Origin of the sequence: Sporosarcina limicola (assembly GCF_014873855.1) — a bacterium.
Taxonomy (GTDB): Bacteria; Bacillota; Bacilli; order Bacillales_A; family Planococcaceae; genus Sporosarcina; species Sporosarcina limicola.
On record NZ_JADBEL010000016.1, the window covers coordinates 65,796 to 89,575 of the forward strand.

At 44.8% G+C, this 23,780-nt stretch carries 23 protein-coding genes, 1 pseudogene and 1 riboswitch; of the genes and pseudogenes, 4 read left to right on the plus strand and 20 right to left on the minus strand.

Annotation, left to right across the window (positions count from 1 at the left end; genetic code table 11):
- Positions 1-54: 54 nt before the first annotated feature.
- From H4683_RS13930 to H4683_RS14010, 17 genes and pseudogenes are all read right to left on the minus strand, one after another.
- Positions 55-2,205, minus strand: coding sequence for a (Fe-S)-binding protein (locus H4683_RS13930; RefSeq protein WP_192599430.1), 2,151 nt, complete (start codon positions 2,203-2,205; stop codon positions 55-57).
- 222 nt (positions 2,206-2,427) lie between these two features.
- Positions 2,428-3,132, minus strand: coding sequence for a hypothetical protein (locus tag H4683_RS13935; protein ID WP_192599431.1), 705 nt, complete (start codon positions 3,130-3,132; stop codon positions 2,428-2,430).
- Positions 3,133-3,135: 3 nt separating this feature from the next.
- On the minus strand, positions 3,136-3,726 hold the full coding sequence (locus H4683_RS13940) for a cob(I)yrinic acid a,c-diamide adenosyltransferase (protein WP_192599432.1): 591 nt from the start codon (positions 3,724-3,726) through the stop codon (positions 3,136-3,138).
- Entirely contained in the window at positions 3,723-4,139 is a 417-nt protein-coding gene (locus H4683_RS13945) for a bifunctional adenosylcobinamide kinase/adenosylcobinamide-phosphate guanylyltransferase (RefSeq protein WP_192599433.1), read from the minus strand. Before H4683_RS13945 ends, H4683_RS13940 begins: the two co-directional genes overlap by 4 nt.
- Positions 4,091-4,681, minus strand: coding sequence for a histidine phosphatase family protein (locus H4683_RS13950; RefSeq protein WP_192599434.1), 591 nt, complete (start codon positions 4,679-4,681; stop codon positions 4,091-4,093). The genes H4683_RS13945 and H4683_RS13950 overlap by 49 nt, the downstream gene beginning before the upstream one ends.
- Positions 4,654-5,418 carry an adenosylcobinamide-GDP ribazoletransferase gene (gene cobS / locus H4683_RS13955; protein WP_192599435.1) on the minus strand — a complete coding sequence of 255 codons (765 nt, stop codon included), beginning with the start codon at positions 5,416-5,418 and terminating at the stop codon, positions 4,654-4,656. Before cobS ends, H4683_RS13950 begins: the two co-directional genes overlap by 28 nt.
- A complete protein-coding gene (locus H4683_RS13960; protein ID WP_192599436.1) occupies positions 5,415-6,251 on the minus strand; it encodes a cobyric acid synthase in 837 nt (278 codons plus the stop codon). Before H4683_RS13960 ends, cobS begins: the two co-directional genes overlap by 4 nt.
- Entirely contained in the window at positions 6,248-6,841 is a 594-nt protein-coding gene (locus H4683_RS13965) for a bifunctional adenosylcobinamide kinase/adenosylcobinamide-phosphate guanylyltransferase (protein WP_192599437.1), read from the minus strand. Before H4683_RS13965 ends, H4683_RS13960 begins: the two co-directional genes overlap by 4 nt.
- The gene (locus H4683_RS13970; protein WP_192599438.1) at positions 6,823-7,902 is read right to left on the minus strand and encodes a pyridoxal phosphate-dependent aminotransferase; all 1,080 of its coding nucleotides are present in this window, start codon (positions 7,900-7,902) and stop codon (positions 6,823-6,825) included. Before H4683_RS13970 ends, H4683_RS13965 begins: the two co-directional genes overlap by 19 nt.
- Positions 7,889-8,845, minus strand: a complete 957-nt coding sequence (gene cbiB / locus H4683_RS13975) for an adenosylcobinamide-phosphate synthase CbiB (protein ID WP_192599462.1) — start codon at positions 8,843-8,845, stop codon at positions 7,889-7,891. The genes H4683_RS13970 and cbiB overlap by 14 nt, the downstream gene beginning before the upstream one ends.
- On the minus strand, positions 8,845-10,317 hold the full coding sequence (locus H4683_RS13980; RefSeq protein WP_192599439.1) for an adenosylcobinamide amidohydrolase: 1,473 nt from the start codon (positions 10,315-10,317) through the stop codon (positions 8,845-8,847). The genes cbiB and H4683_RS13980 overlap by 1 nt, the downstream gene beginning before the upstream one ends.
- A gap of 1 nt (position 10,318) precedes the next feature.
- Positions 10,319-11,314 carry an iron chelate uptake ABC transporter family permease subunit gene (locus tag H4683_RS13985; RefSeq protein WP_192599440.1) on the minus strand — a complete coding sequence of 332 codons (996 nt, stop codon included), beginning with the start codon at positions 11,312-11,314 and terminating at the stop codon, positions 10,319-10,321.
- On the minus strand, positions 11,307-12,269 hold the full coding sequence (locus H4683_RS13990; protein ID WP_192599441.1) for an ABC transporter substrate-binding protein: 963 nt from the start codon (positions 12,267-12,269) through the stop codon (positions 11,307-11,309). The genes H4683_RS13985 and H4683_RS13990 overlap by 8 nt, the downstream gene beginning before the upstream one ends.
- A 120-nt stretch (positions 12,270-12,389) precedes the next feature.
- Positions 12,390-12,575: riboswitch (cobalamin riboswitch) on the minus strand.
- 459 nt (positions 12,576-13,034) lie between these two features.
- A pseudogene (locus tag H4683_RS13995) lies at positions 13,035-13,220 on the minus strand (DALR anticodon-binding domain-containing protein); the annotation flags it as partial.
- A gap of 265 nt (positions 13,221-13,485) precedes the next feature.
- Positions 13,486-14,967: a serine hydrolase domain-containing protein gene (locus H4683_RS14000; RefSeq protein ID WP_192599442.1), complete on the minus strand. Its 1,482-nt coding sequence runs from the start codon at positions 14,965-14,967 to the stop codon at positions 13,486-13,488.
- 332 nt (positions 14,968-15,299) lie between these two features.
- A complete protein-coding gene (argS, locus tag H4683_RS14005; protein WP_192599443.1) occupies positions 15,300-16,967 on the minus strand; it encodes an arginine--tRNA ligase in 1,668 nt (555 codons plus the stop codon).
- Positions 16,964-17,410 (minus strand): YwiB family protein, encoded by a 447-nt coding sequence (locus tag H4683_RS14010; RefSeq protein ID WP_192599444.1) that lies wholly within the window; start codon positions 17,408-17,410, stop codon positions 16,964-16,966. Before H4683_RS14010 ends, argS begins: the two co-directional genes overlap by 4 nt.
- Positions 17,411-17,570: 160 nt before the next feature.
- On the opposite strand from H4683_RS14010, the gene H4683_RS14015 reads away from it, so the two are divergent.
- Positions 17,571-19,628, plus strand: coding sequence for a transglycosylase domain-containing protein (locus tag H4683_RS14015; RefSeq protein WP_192599445.1), 2,058 nt, complete (start codon positions 17,571-17,573; stop codon positions 19,626-19,628).
- 30 nt (positions 19,629-19,658) lie between these two features.
- Complete coding sequence (locus H4683_RS14020; RefSeq protein WP_192599463.1) at positions 19,659-19,859, plus strand: hypothetical protein; 201 nt, start codon at positions 19,659-19,661, stop codon at positions 19,857-19,859.
- Between the two features lie 242 nt (positions 19,860-20,101).
- On the opposite strand, the gene H4683_RS14025 is transcribed toward H4683_RS14020, so the two are convergent.
- On the minus strand, positions 20,102-20,632 hold the full coding sequence (locus H4683_RS14025; RefSeq protein WP_192599446.1) for a YwhD family protein: 531 nt from the start codon (positions 20,630-20,632) through the stop codon (positions 20,102-20,104).
- A gap of 68 nt (positions 20,633-20,700) precedes the next feature.
- Between H4683_RS14025 and H4683_RS14030 the strand changes: the two genes are divergently transcribed.
- On the plus strand, positions 20,701-20,886 hold the full coding sequence (locus H4683_RS14030) for a 2-hydroxymuconate tautomerase (RefSeq protein WP_192599447.1): 186 nt from the start codon (positions 20,701-20,703) through the stop codon (positions 20,884-20,886).
- Positions 20,887-20,944: 58 nt separating this feature from the next.
- On the opposite strand, the gene H4683_RS14035 is transcribed toward H4683_RS14030, so the two are convergent.
- A complete protein-coding gene (locus H4683_RS14035) occupies positions 20,945-21,451 on the minus strand; it encodes a YwgA family protein (protein ID WP_192599448.1) in 507 nt (168 codons plus the stop codon).
- Between the two features lie 15 nt (positions 21,452-21,466).
- Positions 21,467-22,765, minus strand: a complete 1,299-nt coding sequence (locus H4683_RS14040; RefSeq protein ID WP_192599449.1) for an HD domain-containing protein — start codon at positions 22,763-22,765, stop codon at positions 21,467-21,469.
- Between the two features lie 182 nt (positions 22,766-22,947).
- Between H4683_RS14040 and H4683_RS14045 the strand changes: the two genes are divergently transcribed.
- On the plus strand, positions 22,948-23,583 hold the full coding sequence (locus tag H4683_RS14045; protein WP_192599450.1) for an RsfA family transcriptional regulator: 636 nt from the start codon (positions 22,948-22,950) through the stop codon (positions 23,581-23,583).
- Positions 23,584-23,780: the final 197 nt, after the last annotated feature.

Genomic DNA, 23,780 nt, shown 5'->3' on the forward strand with positions numbered 1-23,780 from the left:
TAGGTCTAACAATATACTTCAATTGTACGCCAACACGGATTTTTCCGCAATATGCTATTGAAGAATTGGTTCTTCCAGTTCTTCTACAACCGGTTGCCAGTCTTCCCCGAAAATCGAGCGTTCTAGCAATTCTGCGATGTCATACGTACCGACTTTGTCCTCCACTTCGATGGCTTTTGTTCCATCTGATAACATTGTCAAGCAGTATGGACAACCAGAAGAAATAATTCCCGGGCTAACTTCAAGCGCTTGTTCTGTCCTTGCGACGTTGATGCGGTGACCTGTGTCTTCTTCCATCCACATCAGTCCCCCACCTGCTCCACAGCACATACCGTCTTGACGATTTCGTTTCATCTCAACGAGTTTGACTCCTGGAATCGCCTTGAGAATCTCCCGTGGCGGATCATAGACATCGTTGTATCTGCCGAGATAGCATGAGTCGTGGAACGTGATGGTTTCATCGATTGCGTGTTGCGGTTTTAACTTCCCTTGAAGAACAAGTTCGTAAAGCAATTCCGTGTGATGAACGACTTCTGCTTTAAACCCGAAGTCTGGGTATTCATTTTTGAAAATATTATAGGCATGTGGGTCAATTGTGACAATCTTCGTGACGCCCGCTTTTTCGAATTCATCAATATTCCCCGTTGCTAACTCTTGGAATAAAAACTCATTCCCTAGTCGGCGTGGTGTGTCACCGGAATTCTTTTCTTTATTGCCCAAGATAGCGAATTTGACGCCCGCCTCGTTCATAAGATGCACAAATGACAGCGCAATCTTTTGTGAACGGTTGTCGAACGCACCCATTGAGCCAACCCAGAAGAGGTACTCGAATTCTTCGTCCGCTTTTTTCAGTTCTTTCACCGTTGGAATATGAAGGTCGGGACGTGCATCACGCCATTTTTCCTTCTCTTTACGGTTGAGGCCCCACGGATTTCCTTGACGCTCGATGTTGGTCATCGCACGCTGCGCATCCGGGTCCATTTTCCCTTCCGTCATAACGAGATAACGGCGAAGGTCAATGATTTTATCGACGTGTTCGTTCATAACTGGACATTGGTCTTCACAATTCCGGCATGTTGTACAAGCCCAAATTTCTTCTTCTGTAATGATGTCTCCAATGAGAGACGGGCTGTAAATATCGTCCATCGTTGCGCCTTCAAGTCCCGCCGCAAATGCGATTTGATTGCCTTTTGACTTATTAAATGCCAATGTTGGTACCCATGGTTTCTGTTTCGTCATAAGTGCACCCGTATTTGTCAGGTTGTCACGCAGTTTCGTGATCAAATCCATTGGAGATAGCATTTTACCCGTCCCTGTTGCTGGACACATATTCGTACAGCGACCGCATTCGACACATGCATAGAAATCAATCATCTGCAATTGTGTGAAGTCGGTTATTTTTCCAACACCTAGCGCAGGTATTTCATCCTCATCTTCGACATTTTCAAGCGCTTCGAAATCGATTGGTTTCAGTCTACCTGCATGGTCGAGTCGATGGAAATACGTATTTACCGGTCCAGCTATCAAATGCGCGTGTTTTGATTGCGGCACATAGACGAGGAACGTTAGTAAGATTAATAGGTGAATCCACCAAGCGATAAAGAAGATAACCGCTGCCCCTGTTTCCGGTAGAAAACTGAAAATGGTGGCGATTGTTGACGCAATCGGCTCCGACCATGTCGTTTCATGGCCTTGCCAAATCATGTTCATGGCATTCGCGAGTAATGTCGAAAGCATGAGTCCCCCGATGAAAATAAGGACAAGTCCAGACTTCCAACCTCGTTTCAAGCGCACGAGTTTCTCAATATAGCGACGATGGAATGCCCACACAACCGCAACCAGAATCGTAAGTGCAACGATTTCTTGGAAGAATGTGAATGCCGGGTAAAGTGAGCCGAATGGTAAATGTGAGCCCGGTTTCAATCCTTTCCAAATTAGATCCATTGCGCCAAGTTGCACGAGTAAGAACCCGTAGAAAAACATAACGTGGATGGCTCCACTCTTTTTGTCCTTCAGTAATTTCTTTTGCCCAAATACATAGATCCAGATTTTCCGAAGACGTTCTGAGACGTTATTGTCAAATTCCTCTTTTCTCCCCAGTTTGATGAATTGTATTCGTGTTTTAATTAAATACGTGAACAATGCGAGCGCATATGCCGTAACTATGAAGAATAAAATCCAGTTGGCAATGAGTAGTGGCCCCATTCGTCCTCTCCCCCTTCGTGTTGTTGGAACGTTATCGATACAAATAGTGTAGTAGAAAATAGTCTTCATGTCGATGCTCTATTCATAGTTTAGAATATGAATGAGCATTCAGTCAATGAAAAGATTAAATTGTTGGGAGGTTTTGCTGATTTATTGGTGGGAAAATGATGAGCACAACCAATGTCATTCCACAATAAAAACCCGTAGTGATTATACGGGTTGTCACTCGGAAATCTGTAGTTCATTTAAGAGCACTCCGAAATGTTGTCTAGCTGATCTCTCTTTTGCTTCTGAAATTGCGACGAGTACAACTGTTGAAGGGCCTGCCGACTTTATTGCGTCCACTTCCGTTTTAACTTGGGCAGCCATATTCTCTGTTATTCGGCGGACTTCTTCTAAAATCCCATGTGAACCGATTGGCCAAATTTGCTGAACAATCCCGCTGTCCATCGCTTCTTTAATAAGCCTTAGTGAGGCAATTTCTTCTGCGCGATTTAGTACTTCATCTCCGACGAGCGGCACGCCGTAAGTAAACCATATGACATTCCCTAGCGCTAAATTCCTAATTCGTTTACCAATCATTGTCACTGCCATTGCGGACTGCATAAGTTCCATATTCGTCTCCGTACTGCCGCTAATCTTGGGAACGTCAATCCCTGCTGCGTAGAATAAATCCGTGACACCTACCGCGTATCTCTCCCAACTATCGCCACCGCTAAAATTGTGAATTAAAATCGCAACAGGTTCCGCACTAGATGCCCATTGTTCAAGCAATGCAACACGCGCTGCGAAATACGCTGTTACTCGGTCCGGCACATTCAAGACGTCAGCCGGCTTTTCGCCGATGCCGCCCGAATTATCCGTTGTCACGATAAAATCATTACCTATATCGATTGCGTTCCTCATCACGGGCTTTTTCAGTTGCATCGGTTAGTCCTCCGATTTACTCTCTGATTTACCCGTTCTGAACACTTTGGCACTTCGAACATATTCGTTATCCGGCACATTCACACGTGCATTCGCAATGCGAGCCGCAACGAAAAGATAGTCGGAAAGTCGATTCAAATACCGTTGCACAATCGCGGGTACTTCCTCTTCTGCTTTCATAAGCGTAACTGTCTGCCGTTCTGCACGCCGCGCAATTGTTCGTGCAATATGGAGCGTCGCTGCAGCAGGCGATCCACCCGGCAAGATGAATCGTTCAAGCGGCGGTGCTTCTTCCATAAGTAAGTCAATGCGCTGTTCAAGTACTTCAATTGGTTCTTCGGACAGTTTATAATGACGCTCCTTCATAACGTTTGCAAGATCCCCGCCACCATCAAATAATTCGTTTTGAATCGCTTCTAAATCTTCCAGTATATCCGTGAAAATTTCCGGATTGAGCTCTGTCATCGCCTTTCCGACGAATGAATTCAGTTCGTCCATCGTGCCATAAGCTTCCACCCGCAAACTATCCTTATCAACACGTCCCCCGATCAAACTCGTCTGCCCCTTATCTCCTGTGCGTGTGTAAATTTTCATAACACTTCTCCCCTTTTCTTTAAAGTTTGTGGAAGTCCGTACCAAATACGAGTCACTTCATCTGCCTCCGCAATTAATCGCTGATAAAGCCGTCCACAAACATCGCGCAACTTGCGTTGGTCCGCATCCATCGGCACAATGCCCCGTCCGATATCCGTCAAAATAACAATTACGTTATCCCCCGATACTGTCTCCATCACATAATCAATTGCATCGCCTTCCGATAAATCCGAGTTCGCTAGCCATTTCTCAATTCCGGCGATGACGGTTGTCTGGCAATCAGAATTATGCGGGTGCCTGGTATCCATCGGACCTTCTAGCCGACCTTCCAGCCATTGTACGTCTGCATTTTGCAAAGTTGCTTTCACAAAGTCTCTTTTGCCATTATGGGCACCGCCGATATAGATGTGCATGCTGTTCCCTCCTTGAATGCTTGTTCATTTTCCCATTCAAGCCGATAGCCGCTGCCATGGGGAATTTCCCATGACCAAAATGTTTTAACCGTGGGAGAGAATTTTGTTAGAAGCGCTCTGATTGGACCTCCATGCGTCACAACGATAGAGCCATTCGGTAATTCCAAATGGGCAGACAACACGCGCGCTTCCAGTTCTCGCAAACTTTCTCCACCGCTCGGCGCAAACATACACGGATCGTCAATCCAATTTCGGTAGTTCATATCCCTTTCAAGGTCCGCGTAGGTTCTCCCTTCAAATTCGCCAAAATTACATTCACGCCAACGCCAATCCGCTGTGTAAACAGCTTTAGGGAAATAAAGTGCAGCCGTCTGCCTGGCCCGAAGTAAATCGCTGCCATAAACGAATTGTCCGGGTGCAAGGCATCGATGCAATTCTGCGGATTCAACAATCGGTTCGTCTGTCCAACCGATGTATTTTCGTTGTTTATTGCCCGCAGTTGGTAGATGCCGGACTACATTAATATGATAACCGTCAGCCATAATAATGCCTCCGTCCCTTCAATGAATGCGCCAGACAAGTCACCAGTGACACCTCCGAAATGTTTCAACGACCAACGACGGTAGATTAAAAGTACAGCTACGAGTACGGCGAATAAAACCGTTGGGACAAGATAATCATTCAGGATGAAACCGATAACGAGTAACATACTCACGCTACTAAGCATCGACATGAAACTAACCACTTTCCCTGACATTTTCTCCTTAAAAAAATGAGCCATTCCCTTATCTTTAGCCAAACACACCGTTGTGAAATAAATCGTCATGGCCGCTCTCGCTAAAAAGGGAATCGCGATAAAATAAGCAACATCCCCTGTTCCACGCAGCAATATTTCATTGAACAGCGCGATTTTCACAAGGATGAGCAACATAAGCCCCATTGCTCCAAATGCACCCAGACGCGGATCCTCTAAAATTTCAAGTCGTTTGGCGCGGTCTCTATAGGAAAAAAATGCATCACTCGTATCCGCCCAACCGTCGAGATGCAGCCCACCTGTTAGTACAATCCCAGCCAAAACAATGAACACCGATGCGAGTAATGTCCCTAAGCCCACATAGTCCGTCAGCAATACCGAAACACCGTACATCGCAAGCCCAATTAACGCACCGACAAACGGCAGTGCCACATACATTGCTGTCACTTCTTTGCGACCAAGGGGCAATTCTTTTTGTACTGGGATTGCGGTGAAAAATTGAAATGCCAGTAAAATACCATTCATTCTACGCTACCCGATTCAGAAAGTATCCGTTTAATAAGCGGCCAATCCAGATGCGCTTTCACATGAGACGCCCATTCGTCGTAGACATCGACTCCCGTGGGCGCTTCAACGAACGGTCGATCCACATCTTCCTCTTCGATGCCATGATCCTTTTTGAATGGAATCACACCTACGACCGGAATACCTGTGTACGATTCGATGAATTCAACCCCTTCACGGAATAAAGAGATATCCCCATGGAATTTATTGATAATAATTGCTTTTATCCGCAAGCGATGGGCCGGTGGTAGAAGTTGCAGCGTGCCAACAATCGCTGCAATGGCGCCCCCACGGTCAATATCCGCCACTAATACGGCGGGCACATCTGCGATTTCCGCTACGCGCATATTGACGATTTCTCTATCATTAAGATTCACTTCTGCCGGGCTTCCCGCGCCTTCAATAATAACTGTTTCATAGGTTTCAGACAGTTTGCCAAGCGCCGTATGAATCGCTTCGATGCCTTGTTGAAAATAGTGTTCTCGATACGTCATGCCAGCAACTGGACCGATTTTCTCACCAAAAAAGAATACGTCCGATTTCATATCCGCTACTGGTTTCAGCAGAATCGGATTCATGTAAATCGATGGGACTGTCCGTGCCGCCAGCGCCTGAATATATTGTGCACGGCTCATTTCCTCGCCATTTTCTGTCATCGTCGAAAATCGAGACATATTCTGCGATTTAAAAGGTGTCACACGCACTTCTTCATCCGATAAAATACGGCAAAGCGCAGTGCAAATCATCGTTTTCCCCGTGTCTGATGCAGTTCCCAACACCATCAGCCCATTCATTCAGCAACCTCCTTTCCACCATTTTTCCAATAGAGCGCAATGCCACAATCCATTTCAATCGCCGTATCCGCAATCGAGACGAGTTTGCGATGAATACGGCCTAGCCATTCACAATAGATACGCGTTTCCGCATACATGGACGGCAACTCGTCGAGCACTTCATTGGAGACGATGACGAGGTGCGCAGCCTCTGTCAATAATGATTCAATTGTTTCAAACAGGCGAACTTCTTTCTGCTCCATACAGTCTGGATCTCCAATGCAAGGCGTTCCAAAATCCCAGCCGGCGTACAATTCATTGGCAAGCCACGTCGTTACACAATCCCATAAAACGGCATCCCCCTGCCGAATCGCTGGCAACACTTCCTCCAATTTCATGGGTTGTTCAATGGTCGTCCAATCCGTAGTCACGCGTTCCAGCCGATGCCGGTCAATTCGTTCCTGCATTTCTGAATCGGTCGCCGTGCCAGAAGCGATGTAGACAAGTCGGCCACCGTCACGTTGCACTTCTTCTATAAGAAACCTTTCAGCATACGCGCTCTTCCCACTCCGAACGCCGCCGATAACAACCTTTAGTTTTCCGCGAACCATCTCCTCAACTCCTCTGTCAGATTAGCCATTTCCACTTCTTTTTTCAGGCCAATCCGTAACCAACGACCATCCATGCCACGAAAGTTTTCCGAGTGCCGGACAACAATTCCTTTTCCTAATAAAACCCTGTATAACTCGCGTGTAGTTTGCCCTTCAGGTAGTTTGAACGACAAAAAGTTCGTTACGGAATCCGTTACTGTACAGCCGTTCTCTTGTAAAAACCCCTTCAACTTCTCACGTTGCTGATTGCTATGTTGAATCGCCTGTTGTCGGTAGGATTCTTCCTGCAAACAAATTGCACCTATTCGGGCCGCAATCCCATTGACATTCCAGTGCGGAGCGAGTGCTTTGATTTGATTAATAACGGCTGGGTTAGCGACGACATAGCCTAATCGTATTCCCGGAATAGCGTACATTTTTGTCATTGAACGAACGATGATAACATGGGGATTTGCTGTTAATTCCACAATGAAAGACAGGGATTCATCCACAAAATCGATGAAGGCTTCATCCAATACAACGTCGCAATGGACTTCCGCACCATGACGAATAATTTCTTGCAGTGTCTCGCGTTTAGGCATGATTCCCGTCGGATTATTCGGTGTACAAAGGTAGAGCACATCTGCAGTTTCCATTGCTTGCATGATTTCTACGAGTGGCAATTCAAAGCCAACTGTTTCCGACGCAATTATCCGTGAAATCACCACATCTCTTGCAAGGAGTGTCGCCTCATATTCGGAAAATGTCGGGTGTACGACAACAGCCTGCTTCCCACGATACCGTTCCGCAATCAGAGCTAGCAGTTCCACAGCCCCATTTCCTGCGAATAAACACGCTTGCGAAATGCCATGAAACTCAGCTATAGCGGATAAAAAGGGTTCACCTGCTGGATTAGGATATTCGGAAATCGTTGATAGTAATTCGGGCCATATCTTGATAACGGATTGCGGTGGGCCTGCCGGATTGACGTTTTCACTGAAATCCAGCACGTGCTCCGGTGGTTTGATTCCGAGTTTTGTATAGAGATTAAACGGATTTGCACCGTGTTCAGGCAATCGCATTGACGAACACCCCAATCGCAGTCATCATCAACCAGAAGATGAGAGCGACAGTGTGCATCTGCGTAATGGCCGCTTTAATATGTCCCGCGGTTAGTGGCACTGTACCCGGGCCAATTTCCGGTCTTGTGGATGCAATTCCCCGGTATGTACTTTTCCCGCCCAACTTGATGCCCAGTTGCCATGCCGTCGCCGCCTCTAGGAATCCGCTATTTGGACTCGGATGACGCCTCGCATCTCTGCTCCAGCCGGTAAACCTTTTCAAGAAGGGTAGATTCCCTTCATTCGGCGTATTTAAAATAATGAGCATCCCAGTAATTCGTGCAGGAATGAAGTTCAATAAGTCGTCGGCCCGTGCGGAAAATGTACCAAACTTGTCGTAACGTTCGTCTTTGTACCCAATCATCGAGTCGAGCGTGTTTACCGTTTTGTAGATCCACACACCGGGCGCGCCGAACAAGAAAGCCCAAAATAGCGGTGCTGTGATGCCGTCAGATGTGTTTTCGGAAACCGTTTCAATGGTGCCACGGACGATATCATTCGCCTTCAGTTTCTCGGTATCACGTCCAACAATCCATGACAATTTCGTTCGCGCTTCCGGCAAATCACCAGCAACAAGCGGATCATGGACAGCAAGTGCGGCATCACGTAAACTTTTTTGCGACAACCCTGCTGCGATAAGTAGGCTTTCTATTAGAATACCGGTAACGATATGAAGCTGATAGGCCATAATAACGATGGCGAAAACCGCTATAAATACGAAGAATACTGTTGTGAATAGAATGATGGCTCCTTTTAATGTACGGAACCGCCCTTTATTCAGAACCGCAGTCAATTTCGTGATGAATGAACCAATCCAACGTACAGGATGTGGCCATGTCGGTGGATCTCCAATTAGGCGATCGAGTACAAAACCGATGGCGATTGCTATAAAATGTGCAGGTATCAATTTATCCACCCTTTCGCTTTCTTATATTCGCGAATCGCCCGCACCGTGCAGTCGTAGACACCATGTCCGATTAGTTTTCCAAGTGGTGTGATTGGACCTGCGTACGGGAGATGTTCGCCCTGTTGTGTTGCGGCGACGAGTAGACTATCCGTCGATGTTCCCGTTGCAATTGTACCCGTGAGTGGGTCTTTCACCTCTTCAGTCTGGAGTGCCTTGGTTTTCGCTTCCGTTGCTGTGATCATCGCTTGGATGAAGGCTTCGTCAGGTAATTCGCCATTGACGATGACCCATGTATTAATGGTGCCGATACGCTGCTCGCGGTCACGAGTAAGCGCTTCCGATACATCGACTGCATTGCCAATTCCAGCAGTTACGGCAATCAGAACTGTACCGAATTCGCCGTTATATTCACCGATTTCCACGTGTTCCGTTGCGACCGCCGTCATCATACCTACTGTATCCGCTCCGCTGAACCCTTGCTGTTCGAGATAGGATGCCATTTCTACTTTGACATCGTCGCAATTATAATTGAGGTCGACATGTCGGTTGATAAACGTTCGGTACCAGCCCAGCCCAGGGTTATGAACAGCGGAGGACAGCGTTTTGAGCGGACCACCCGCATGCAAAACAACATACTCGGAGGACGTGGTAAAATCCTCCCTATTAACGGTGAATGACAACTTTTCCTGCTTCATATCGGGTAATAACGTGATTTGTGGCTTTGGTAATTCAGGATGGGGTTGCGTCCTGACACGCGCTTTGTAGACGCTTTGAATTGATGCTTCTATAATGACATCCTGTGGAAACCCAATTTTCGCAATCCGTCCTTCGTCCATCAGAAGTAACCTGTCGCAATACATGGCGGCCAAATTGATATCGTGGAAAACGGAAATGACCGTCAGCCCTTTATCGACCGCTTGTCTACGGATTGTGTCGAGTAGTTGTTGCTGATGCGCGATGTCAAGATGGTTCGTCGGTTCATCTAACAATAAAATCGGTGCTTCCTGTGCGAGTGCCTGCGCAACAAAAACGCGCTGCTGTTCACCGCCTGAAAGCAGGTCGATCAGTGTATCTTTGTAACGCGTGATCGCTGTTAAGGTAAGCGCTTCGGTCACGGCCTGCTCATCTTCATCCGACCAGGAGGAGAAAATTCCGGATTGATGTGGATACCTGCCGAGCGAAACCGTTTCTAGGACAGAATGAGAAAATGCATGTGCATGCAGTTGGGGCAAAACCGCCACTTTTCGTGCGAATTCCTTTTGCGAATAAAGAGATGCATCCTGTCCGTCAATCGTGATTGAACCCCTAATTTTTGGAAGTATACCAGAAATGATTTTTATCAACGTCGATTTCCCGCTGCCGTTAGGTCCTAAAATACCGAGTACTTCGCCTTTATGAACATGAAAACTGACGTCCTTAACGACCGGCTCCTTGCCATAGCCCCCTGTAATGTTCGTTACATCTAACAAGTTACATCGCCCCCTGTCTTCTTTGTTTATAGAAAATAAATGCGAAAACTGGCGCACCGATAAAGGCTGTAATGACGCCGACTGGCAATTCTGTTGGCGAAATAATCGTACGCGCAATCAGGTCACAAATAATCAGCAAAGATGCACCATTCATAAAGGATAACGTCAATAAATGCCGATGATCTGACCCCCAAAGAAGCCGTGTCATATGTGGAACGACGAGCCCTACAAAGCCGATTGTACCAGAAACGGCGACCGCCGAACCTGTCAGGATAGAACCGCCGATTAAAATCATGAATTTCCGCTGTTTGACATTGACCCCCAGATGATGCGCTCGCTCTTCTCCGAATAGCATCGCATTTAATTCACGGCGATTAAGCCATAGCATGAAGGAACCGATGATGATAAACGGTAAAATCATCGTAATATAGTTCCACCCACGCATTGACACACTGCCAAGTAGCCAGCCGATAATTTGCCGCAGTTCTTCTCCGGTGAGCGCAATCATGAGCGACAATACGGACCCGAGAAATGAACCAAAAATGATACCAGTCAAAATGATGGTCTCCATTTTCATTGTACGGTCAACGAGGCGCGCAAAGCCAAGGACGAAAAACATTGTGAGTGCAGCACCGACCATGCTGAAAACGGGTAGCGTATAGTTGCCAAGGAACGGGATTGAAATACCGAAAAAGAGTGTCATCACAGCACCAACCGAGGCGCCGGACGACACTCCGAGGGTGTATGGATCAGCAAGTGGATTTTTCAGCAATCCTTGGAAGGCTGCACCGGCAATCGCAAGTGACGCACCGACCAGTCCCGCAAGTACGACACGCGGCATGCGGATTTTCCAAAGGATGCTTGTTGCTGTGGCATCCGCTGTTGTATTCCAAAATGTGCTAACCGGTATTTTAACAGTCCCGATCGATACACCAAGCCACACCGCCACGATAAGAGTGGCGATGGAGACGATGTAGGCAACGCTTGATTTATTCACTAAATGCCTCAGGATAAATTGCTTTCGCTACTTCTTCCAAACCTTGTGCAAGACGTGGACCTGTGCGGTTCGTCAAGTTTTCATCGACTTGAACAACTGCATCTTCTTTTACAGCTGTGATGGAATCGAAGCCTGCACGTTTTTTAACACTTTCAATAATATCCGGCACATAGCTGTACATGACAACGATGACATCTGGATTTGCACTGACGATTTTTTCAGGATCAATCTTGACCCAACCTTCTTCAGTGACAATATTATTCGCCCCAATCATATCGAGGATTTCTTGCATGAACGTCCCTTTACCGGTTGTGTGTATATCAGGTGCATCCTGTATTTCAACGAAAACGGTCTTTTTGTTTTCAACTTTCGCTGTTTTTGCTAGTACTTCTGCCACTTTCGCTTTCATGTCAGTGACGATTTTTTCAGCTTGCTCCGTTTTACCTGTTGCTTTACCCATTTCTTCAATCGTTTTGTAGGTCTCTTCAAAGCTAGCTGCGTTTTTCACGACGAATACTGGGATTCCAGCGTCTCGGATTTGTTGCAGTCCTGCTTCGCCTGCTGGGAGTGCAGATTCATGTGCGAAAACGATTTCAGGGTTCAAGGAAACAATTTTTTCGACGTTGAATTTCATGCCGCCGATTTTTTCTTTTTCCAATGCTTCCGCAGGGTAATCATCAAAATCATTGACTCCAATAATTTCGCTTGCAAGACCCAGTTCAAATAGAATTTCCGTATTGCTTGGCATCATTGATACGATGGTTGCAGGTGCGGTTTCAATCGTAATTTCTTTGCCGACAGCGTCTGTCAGCGTGATTGGGAATGCTGGTGTAACAATTTCGACTTTCGGTGTTTCATCGACTTTCGGTTTTTCTAACGTCGCAGTTCCGCCACAAGCTGTGAGCAGAAATACCGACAAGATGGCCGTCAGTCCTAATTGCCATAGTTTTTTCATATACGTTTCCTCCTATTTTATCCAAATAAAAATCCTCCGAATCGCTATGAAGGCGTATGTCTTGGAAAAAACCGGGACGAATCCGTTTGCCGATTTTCACCAATCCTATCCTCGTAGGTTTGCGGGTGATTCATAAAGGCAGGTCTCCTGGCTCGTGGTCATTGCTCATCGGCGTCTTCCCGGAAACTCGTTCCAGTGACCTATCGCGACTTGCTCACACTTACAGTGGCGGGACCGCGCCGGATTTGAACCGGCTTCCCTTTTAACCCCGTCTACTAACGGGGCACCTTTATGTTTGGTATGTAATTTGTGTTCATTTTTCAGTATACTACAAGTTTTGGGCGTGTCGATAGGGGATGGGATTTGTTAGTGGTCGCTTTGAGCGGCGGGATTGGTCGCTTGTTTCCATAATCGGTCGCTTGCGTGGCGTAATTGGTCGCTTGTTTTGATAATCGGTCGCTTGTGTGGCGCAATTGGTCGCTTGTTTTGATAATCGGTCGCTTGTGTGGCGCAATTGGTCGCTTGTTTCCATAATCGGTCGCTTGCGTGGCGCAATTGGTCGCTTGTTTCCATAATCGGTCGCTTGCGTGGCGTAATTGGTCGCTTGTTTTGATAATCGGTCGCTTGTGTGGCGCAATTGGTCGCTTGTTTTGATAATCGGTCGCTTGTGTGGCGCAATTGGTCGCTTGAGCGACGTAATCAGTCGTTTGATTCCGCACACAAAAAACCGCCACACGTGATGTGCGACGGTACAATTAAATCAAATTACATTTTTTCTGGTGCAGAAACACCAACAAGTTTCAGGGCGTTGGCAATGGTTGTGCGGTTCGCTGTGATTAGTGCGAGTCGTGCTTCCGATAACTTTGGATTTGATGGATCCAATACTTTTTCTGCGTTGTAAAAACTGTGGAATGTTGCAGCGAGTTCTTGGATATAGGTTGTGACGCGATGTCTTCACTAGCTTTGTAGCCCACCCAACAGGTCAATTGACAGTTGCCTAAATAAAGAGCAAAACACTTCATTCTTTGGTGTAGTAAGATTAACGAAAAATCACTACCACATTCATGGTCCTGTTTGCGGTGTTCTTGTTTCACTAACGCCCTTGATCTCCTATTGAAAAATATTAAAAGGGATAAGATGATGAAATGAAATTAAAATAACGTTCTTTTTCAATTAATTGAGAGAGAATTCATAAAATCAATCACGATTTTTCAGCTTATGCATCCAAAGTATTTTTCTTTACTATTAGTGTTACTTTACCTAATTTAACGACTCCCACAATTAAAAGAATCAAAGGTATTAAAAATAATAGATGCCCTATTCCTGGAGCAAATAATGTTACCGTAGACAAAGGGCCAAATAATTTAGTGAATCCAATTAAAATAATCAATGGCAGTAGCCAGTTAAATATTACTATAGACAACCCATTTAGATTCCTACGGAATGTTGTTACTTTACGATTTTCAGGTTTAAAAATTCTGTAAGCTGACCAAACAATTAAAGCAACGATTGCCAGTAAAATCAAATCAATAATTACATATTTCATAAATGGATTGCTATCAGATATAGAAGGTTCTTCATTATGTACCAGATTGTTTATCCCACTTGTGATGGCATCATATTCATTAAGATTGAAATAATCCATTGAATTGATCTGCAGGCTGATGCCATACTCCCCATCTAACACAACTTTTGAGTATGTGTTTTCTGTCCATCCATTATGGTAGATTCCTTCATTATTCACTTCCCATCCCATCGCATAGTAGGTATCATTCCCCATGAATGATGATGGATGATGCATTGTGTTCACGGCATTCGCTGATAAAATACTTTTTCCTTTGAATTCTCCCTGATTCAACTGTGCGATCATATAATTTGCCATATCTTCCGCACTGGAAATAAGGTAACCTGAAGAAACAGTTCCTTCATGGATTAATTGCTTTGTCGGCATCTTTACTCCAAATACAGTTTGATATCCGGCAGCAATTGTATTGTTTATATCATCATTTGGGTCAGCATAACTATTGTTCATTTCAAGCGGTTTGAATATGAATTCATTAATATACTCTTTATACGATTTATTCGTAACTTCCTCGATGACTAAACCTAAAATGTTATAATTTAAATTCGAGTATTGATTTTGATCACCCACAGGGTATGTCAATTCTGTATTTGACAAGCTTTGAATATGTTCTTTTAATGTTTTATCCCCTTGTGATATAGATACTTGACCATCATTTGTAGAAAGACCACTTGTATGATTCAGTAAATGTAGAATGGTGATTTTTTTAGATGCCTCTTCATCTGCAATTTGAAACCAAGGTATGTAGGATTGCACTTGTTCTTCTAGATTGATTTTTCCTTGTCCCACTAACTGCATAATGGCAAGAGCTGTGAACGATTTAGTAGTCGACCCAAGAACAACTGGCGTTTGCGATGTCATTTCTGTCCCATCTGGGTTCGAAACACCATATCCTTGCAAGTATTCCACTTGATCTCCCTTTACGATGGCCAATGAAGCACCAGGAATGTTCAGTCTCTCTATCTCCTTTGTCATAAACTCATCAATAGTAGAAATATCCAGATTACCATTTGTAGACTCATTATCGTTTGCAAATACAACTCCGTTAACACTTCTCATTAGCATTAGTATGACGATTAAAATTATTTTACCGATTATAAATTGTTTTTTTTGCATAATCTCATTTTCCTTTAACTGTGAATTTTATTATTTGACTTTGTTATCTAGTACATAAAACATTGTGTAAATACTGTTAGTCATTTTAGTTATTAGCACCTTCCTAATTTAAATAACTTTCCAACTATAGTATATACGTGACTAATATAGAAAAGGTTTCGAAATAACAATCCACCTTCAGTGTAAAAATGTTTTTTGTGAAATTATTTCCAATATGCGGATTTACTTCCGCCACTACGGCATGTTATGGACTTACACCCGTTAGAGAAGAGCGCTGTCAAGCACACAAAAAAACCGCCACACGTGATGTGCGACGGTACAATTAAATCAAATTACATTTTTTCTGGTGCAGAAACACCAACAAGTTTCAGGGCGTTGGCAATGGTTGTGCGGGTCGCTGTGATTAGTGCGAGTCGTGCTTCCGATAACTTTGGATTTGATGGATCCAATACTTTTTCTGCGTTGTAAAAACTGTGGAATGTTGCAGCGAGTTCTTGGATATAGGTTGTGACGCGATGCGGGACGCGCATTCTTGCTGCATCGCTAATCACTTGCGGGAAGTCTCCGATTTTCTTCTGCAATTCCAATTCTTTCTCTGCTTGCAATAAAGAGATGTTGTCCACGGACGCCGATAAGTTGGATTCGTCGGCTTGTCGCAAGATTGAAGAGATACGTGCATGCGCATACTGTGCATAATACACCGGGTTTTCATTGGACTGCGAGATGGCTAAATCTAAATCGAAGTCCATTTGAGAATCGCCGGAACGCATTGCGAAGAAGTATCGGACTGCATCCAACCCAACGTCTTCAACAAGTTCGCGCAATGTCACTGCTTTGCCTGTCCGTTTACTCATCTTGAATTTTTCGCCGTCTTTATACAATTGCACCATTTGGGCTACACTTACTTCAAGCGTATCGTTGCCGTAACCAAGTGCTTCAATTGCCGCTTTCATTCGCGGAATATAGCCGTGGTGGTCTGCGCCCCAAATGTTGATAAGCTTATCGAAACCACGATACAACTTATCTTCATGGTAAGCGATATCTGGCGTCAAATACGTGTAGGTACCGTCATTTTTAATGAGCACACGGTCTTTGTCATCGCCAAATGTCGTTGAACGGAACCAAGTAGCACCATCCTCTTCAAAGACATGGCCATTTGCACGTAATTTATCGAGTGCTATGTCGATTTTACCGTTTTCATACAGCGATGTTTCCGAGAACCAATTGTCGAATGACACACGGAAATCTGTGAGGTCTTTCTTTAATTTATCCAACTCATAGTGAAGCCCGTATTCACGGAAAAATGCATAACGTTCTTCGTCCGAAACATTGATATATTTATCGCCGAATTCCTCTGCAAGCTGTTTTCCGAGCGCAATGACGTCGGGTCCTTGATAGCCGTCTTCAGGCATTTCTTTGTCCAAACCAAGTGCTTGAAAATAGCGTGCTTCAACGGATTGTGCGAGGTTATGTACTTGATTTCCCGCGTCGTTAATATAATATTCACGTGCGACATTATAACCTGCAAAGTCAAGTACGTTACATAGCGAGTCACCTAGGGATGCCCCACGTGCATGCCCTAAATGGAGATCACCTGTTGGGTTCGCTGAGACGAATTCGACTTGAATTTTCTCATTCGCACCAAAAGTTGAACGGCCATAATTTTCACCTTGTTCAAGAACCATTTTCACGACGTCGCCTAGATAATCGTTTTTCAGTTTTATGTTCATAAAACCTGGACCTGCAATTTCAATTGACTCGATCGATGTTGCCGACGTGTCCAATTTCTCAAGAATCGCTTCTGCAATAGCGCGCGGTGGCTTTTTCGCCAATTTCGTTAGCTGCATAGCAATGTTTGTTGCATAGTCACCGTTCTCCTTACTTTTCGGTGATTCTAGCATAATGTCCGGCATGTCCGTAGCTTCTGCAAGTCCTGCTTGAATCACTGCTTCACGCAATGCTGATTTGACCTCGTTTTGAATCTTTTCTACCGCGTTCATAATGTTCCCTCCCTGTATGTAATTGTCAATTTGTATGTTCCGAGTGGCGATCCGTCCGCATGCAATCCGTAGTGCACCTTGAATTCCCCACCCGTGCCACCTTGTTCTTCTTTGTGCTCGAGCCGATGTGTTTTGACAATTAAATTGAATGACGCTGGTCCGTTGCCATATGATCCCGCCCGGTCCTCCGCTGCGACAACGAACGGCAATCGCATGTTGACTGCACCTTTTCGCATGATAAGTGCATCTTCCGCGTCGAGCTTGACAGTCGTTCGTATCAAGTTGCCACTTTGCTGTTCTTCATATCTCAAATAGGATTTGCCCTTTTTTTCGATGAGCTGTCCTAGTAGTTTCAACTCATGTACTTCCTCATCTTGCCCGGGATGCTGGATTGACGAATGGAGCCGGATGTTTACTTTTCTTTCACTATCCTGCGATTCCATACGCTCACCGCCCTTTTCTTGAATATATCTTCTTAGTATACCTTTTTTCGTGCATACATTTCAATCTATCTCAGGAAGTAGATGTTTTTATTGTCGTTCCGTTTAATCTCATTCCATCCATCACATACTGAAGGCATCGAAACGGACGGGACGGGATCGTATGCGGAGGACAGTGTATTTAAAAAAGAGAAAGAAGCGCGTGCTATTACGGCGATGGTTATTACTGACGGTCACACTGTTGACTGCGGTAGCTACCATTTTTCTATCGTTGCGGCTGTACGCACAAATTACGGGTGCTCCCTCTTTAAGTGTGCCGAAAGCCTCTGTTTTTCTCGATAAAAACGGCAAGCAGATTGGCGACCGTTTTTCCGCGGAACGCCGTTACTGGATCAGTCTCGATGAGATGTCACCTTTCCTACTGGATGCTGTAATTGCAACGGAGGATAAAAATTTCTATACCCACAATGGATTTGATTATAAACGGATTGCAGGTGCAGTTCTAAAAGATGTCAAAACACGTAGGAAAGCTGAGGGAGCCAGCACGATTACCCAGCAATATGCGCGCAATCTTTATTTGACACATGAAAAAACGTGGAAACGGAAAATCAATGAAGCACTCTATGCGTATCGGATGGAAATTTTTTACGACAAGAATGTCATCTTGGAAGGCTATTTGAATACTGTTTACTTCGGCCACGGCATGTATGGGGCTGAGGCGGCAAGCAAATTTTATTTCGGAAAGCCGGCAAAAGATTTGACACTTGAAGAGGCTGCTGTCATTACTGCGATTGCGAAAGGACCTTCAGTCTACTCCCCAATCGAAAATCCCGAGAAGTCAAGGGAGCGGCAAATGCTTGTGCTGTCGCTGATGGAGGCGCAGGGTTATATTACGGCACGGCAAGAAGAACGAGCAAAAAACGAAGCGATTGTGTTGAAGACGCGCGAGTGGGTAGCAACGGATCGCGTCGCCCCTTATTTTTTGGATGAAGTGTGGCGTGAAGCTGAAAAAGTGCTGACTACGAAAGGACGCTATCCGGCAGAAGGTGGCTGGACAATCCGAACAACATTGGATCCGCATCATCAGCAAACGGCGGAAGAAATGATTGCCAAATGGATGCCTGATAACGAATTGCAAATGGGATTTATGTCGATTGAACCAGGAACCGGAGCTGTCACTTCACTTGTGGGCGGGGTTGATTATACCGAAAGTTCGTTCAATCGGACGACACAAGCGAAGCGCCAACCCGGTTCTGCGATGAAACCCATCTTATATGCAGCAGCACTTGAAGATGGATTTAACCCACTCACTTTTTTATCGACCGAAAAAACAATCTTTACGTATGATGAAGGACGCTCGACGTATGAACCGAATAACGTTAACGGAAAGTTCGCCGACCACCCTATCTCACTGGCACAAGCAATTGCTATTTCAGATAATATCTTTGCGGTAAAAACACTAGAAGAAATCGGCTATAAGCAGTTCAGTAAAATGACGGAACGTCTTGGCATTGAAGCCAAATTCCCTAATTCACCCGCCATCGCATTAGGTACAGCAGATGTCACACTTTTCGATATGACAAATGCATATAACCGGATTGCCTCTGGCGGAGTTCGAATTGAACCGATGACGATTCTGTCGATAACTGACTCTGAGGGGAAAACGGTATACGAACATCCGAAGCAGGGCAAAAAACGAGTTTTATCAGAACAAGATTCTTTCGTGCTCACACATCTCATGACTGGAATGTTCGATCCGGTATTCAATGATTACACCGCTTCTACGGGACTATCGATGCGTCAAAAACAGACGAGGCCTTACGCTGCGAAGTCGGGAACGACGATTTCGGATCAATACCTAATTGGATTTAGCCCATCACTCACTGCCGGCATTTGGACTGGTTTCGACAAAGGGAAGCAACTGACGGAATCGAAGGATAAAGCCGCTTCAAAAAAGATATGGATTGACTTTATGGAAGAGGTCCATCGCGGTAAGCCGCCTGAGCCATTCAACCCGCCAAAAGGTGTAAACGGCGTCGTCATTGATGTTGAAACGGGCGGCATCGCAGTGGATGGATGTGAGAAACAACGGCTTGTCTACGTGAAAGAGAAGGATATGCCACAGAAGTTATGTACGGATAAGTCGTTAAGAGAGAAACGTTCTTCAGGAAAGAGCGATGGGAAGACATTTGATTTGTTTCCATTTTCGTTTTTTGAGTGATTGTGATTGTGTAGATTGGTCGTTTGTGCGATGGAATTGGTCGCTTGTGCGGGGGGATTGGTCGCTTGTGCGGGGGAATTGGTCGCTTGTGCGGGGGGATTGGTCGCTTGTGCGGGGGAATTGGTCGCTTGTGCGGGGGATTGGTCGCTTGTGCGGGGGAATTGGTCGCTTGTGCGGGGGAATTGGTCGCTTGTGCGGGGGAATTGGTCGCTTGTGCGGGGGAGCAACTAGTTGTTAATTCAAATCAAAAAAGCCTTCCTTCCTTAAATTAAAGGAGGGAAAGCTTTTTTACCGTTCAAGGCGACCTGTCGACTAGTGTATCATGCTTGGGTTTGAATGATACAATAGACAACAGGGGATGCGCAATTCCGGTTGTCCTAGCTTACAATTGCAAGCTGTAATTTCAGTGTACTGCCTTTCAAGCTGACATTCAACCTCAGAAACCGATGTATACGATAAGTTTCACAAATTGTTCATAATTCAGGGGAGTCGACACTCAAATCGATATGCAGTTTTGGTTCACTGCGATCCCATATTTCCTTATTGTGGCTGGACAGAAATTCAGTTAAAATATTCTTGGATTTAGCATCCATATGGTCGACAATAATATGGCGTTTCATCGATTTATCCATCCTGTTCACATGATCTGCCAACACTTTATATCCTCGACGTTTTTCTCGATTAACAACCATTTCACAAGCCGTGACACCCGCATAGTAAGGACCGTTTTCTTTGAAATCAATCGTAACCCAAACGAGCCAATAAGGTTTTCCACCTTCGGAATCTTCGCGATTCAAGGTAAATTTGATGCCGCGCTCCGTATCGCTCCTCGCGTGCATTGCGCCAATTTCGATCCGCGCAACACCTTCGTCGACGTCGATTATGACAGGTGATACGTTTTCCAGTGACAATGATCCGATTCCAAATCCTTTATGTCCGTCTGTTGGATCGTCTTTTATGATTGTGAAGCCCATTTTTTGTTTTGGTTTCTGCTCATTTCCCATTCATTTCTCGCCTCCAAATCTGTTAGTATATATACTATAACGGATATCTAGGGGAAGGGGGAAATGGAATGCCATATGTAACAGTAAAAATGCTTGAAGGCCGCACAGAGGAACAGAAACGCGCGCTTTGTGAAAAAGTAACGGAGGTTGTCTCCGAAACGACAGGCGCACCTATTGAAAATGTCGTCGTCTTCATCGAAGAGATGCCGAAAAACCATTATGCGGTTGCCGGAAAACGTTTGAGCGATAAATGATATTTTAAAAAGCTGGCCCACTGTAACGAAATTTCACGTTACGACGGGTCAGCTTTTTTCACTGAACCGAGCACTTCGGCAATTCATCGATGAACCCAAATGCAGCGGTCATTTCGTCTTCAGTGAAGTTTAATTTATTTTTCACGATATGGACTTTGGCAATTTGCTCATCCGTTTCAAGATGGTCGAAATACAACAGTGTCGATACCAGCTCCAGGAAGCGGGAACTTTTGACGTTCAGCAAATCGATGCACGTCGTTAATAAATCATGCGGTGTATTTGTTGTTTCAAGGAAGCTTGTCCCCTCTTCTGTCACGTGATAGCTATATTGAACGTACGATCCTTTATCGACACATTGTTCCGCAAGAAATCCCATTTCACAAAGTTCCTCCACGCGTAGTGTCAATTCTTCCGAGTAGGGGCCGTACATGTGAAGCTCGTATTTTTCAGCGAATGGAAAATTCATTTTTTTTGCGATATAAATCATTTTCTGCAACTTTTTTCGTCCATTCACTTCATTTGCCATCGAAATGAACTGTACAATCTTGGCATGTTCTTGTAGCAAAACTCCCACCCTCTCCTAGTTTTTCAGCATATGTAAAATCCGCTCGTACAGAGGATTCTGCTCTTTTCCTTCTAGTAATACGTCTTCTGGAAAGTAGATTTTATGGTCTGTCCGTCGTTTACCCGAAATCGCATCTACTATATCCGATGAACGTGACAACTCGCTTAATTCACCAGTTGGCATCTGTAAATAGATTGGTATTCGTTCGTTTTCCTCACCTGGCCTGTAGAAATCATACGGCAAATCAGACGATGAATCCGCCAGCAAATAATATTCCGGATCAAGCCCTGCTTCCCTGAATAACTGCTCTAGTTCACCGATTTTACGATATTCTGTTGCCGGATCAAATTCTGCACACTGGAATAATTTCCGATTAATAAAACGGTAACAGAGGTCTGCTACTATCGTATCCTCTTCTTTCATCCATACTTGAAAATACGTAAGCAAAATACTTTCATCAAGTGCGATATAATCCTCAAGTTCAAATGTCCTATCAAAAAACGAACGAAAATGAACAGGCTCATGCGAAAATACATACCCGTTTTCATGTAAATATTTTGCACGGTGCAATATTTTTATCAAAATGACTTCTGCACTGCGTGAAACTGGATGGAAATAGACTTGCCAATACATCTGGTACCGACTCATGATGTAATCTTCCACCGCATGCATGCCACTATACTTAATGACCGCCTGCTCTTCCGTTGGTCGCATGACACGCAAAATACGCTCCATATCAAAGTGACCATACGACACGCCCGTATAATAGGCATCTCGCTGCAAATAATCCATTCGATCTGCATCGATTTGACTTGAAATAAGACTCACAACTAGCTTATCCGGATAGGTTTTCCCAATGACATCCGCCACTTTTTGCGGAAAATCAGAGCCTACACGTCGAAGTACCGCGTTCACTTCCGTATCCCCTAGCAAAATTCGCTGTGTAAAATGCTCATGATCTAGATTAAATACTTTTTCAAACGCATGCGAAAACGGACCGTGTCCAAGGTCGTGTAGCAATGCTGCACAAAGTGTGACAAGCCGCTCATCATCATTCCACTCAGGTCTACCGCTGAAACCGTCGTCAATAATTCGGCGCACGATTTCATAGACACCGAGTGAATGTTGGAATCGACTATGCTCTGCTCCATGGAACACAAGATAGGTCGTACCAAGCTGCTTAATCCGACGAAGGCGCTGAAATTCCCGTGTACCAATTACGTCCCAGATCACTTTATCATGCACGTGAATATAGCGGTGCACCGGATCTTTGAACACTTTTTCTTCGACTAACTTTTCATCTTTGTACGCCATGGTGCACCTCCATCAACTCATTCCTCTTAGTATAGTCCAAAAAATAGTTCCGAGAAAGATGGAAAAAGGTTCATTCGCCAGAATTATTAATAGAATCCTTTTGTCCTTATGAATAAAGTAGTGTAACTCTGTCCACACTGACCGTAGAAAGAGACTATGAACATATGACAGGAGGCACGGAAATGGTGAAAGTTAGACAGGATGCTTGGATAGAAGAGAATGATACTTTATTGGCAGACACGGTATTACGACATGTGCGGGAGGGCAGCACGCAACTCAGCGCTTTCGAAGAGGTTGGAGATGCACTAGACCGAACAGCCGCGGCTTGCGGATTCAGATGGAATGCCGTCGTGCGACGCGATTATGAAAAAGAGCTCGTTGAAGCAAAAAAAGAACGCAAGCAGGCAATACGTGTACTTGGAAAAGACTTCAAACGACGTGGACAACAATTGTATACGCCCATGCAAGGTTCTGAGGATGAGCATAAAGTATCCGTCCCATTATCGGCATTATCCCTAGATACAGTCATCGCCTATCTCGTTCGAATGCACCATACAGGCGCTGGTGACAATGAATCATTGCGCTGGAAACAGACTTTAAGAATTGCAAATGAAAAGGCGGAAAAGCTTGAAAAGGAAATTGAAAAACTCCGTCAAGAAAATAAAACACTCCGCGATGACTATGAACAGTTCGTCCAAATCATGAATCGTGCACGTCGTCTCGTTACATTTGAGGATGATGCAGAGCGTACTGCACCTGTATTCAAGATGGAACAAAACGGAAACCTTGTAATAAAAGAACCACCGATGAACCACTAATCGGTGGTTTTTCTTTTGTGCGAATAGAGATTTTTCCACTTGGATGAAGACTAAAAGGCGGCCTACCCCCTTCCGAGGCCACTGAAAAAGTCATTAACTCACAAAAACTAAAAACCAATTCCCAAAGTCGGAGAGACTTTCATGTGATTTGTGGGGATTAACTGTGAATATTAGTAACGAAACACATGTGAAGTGGG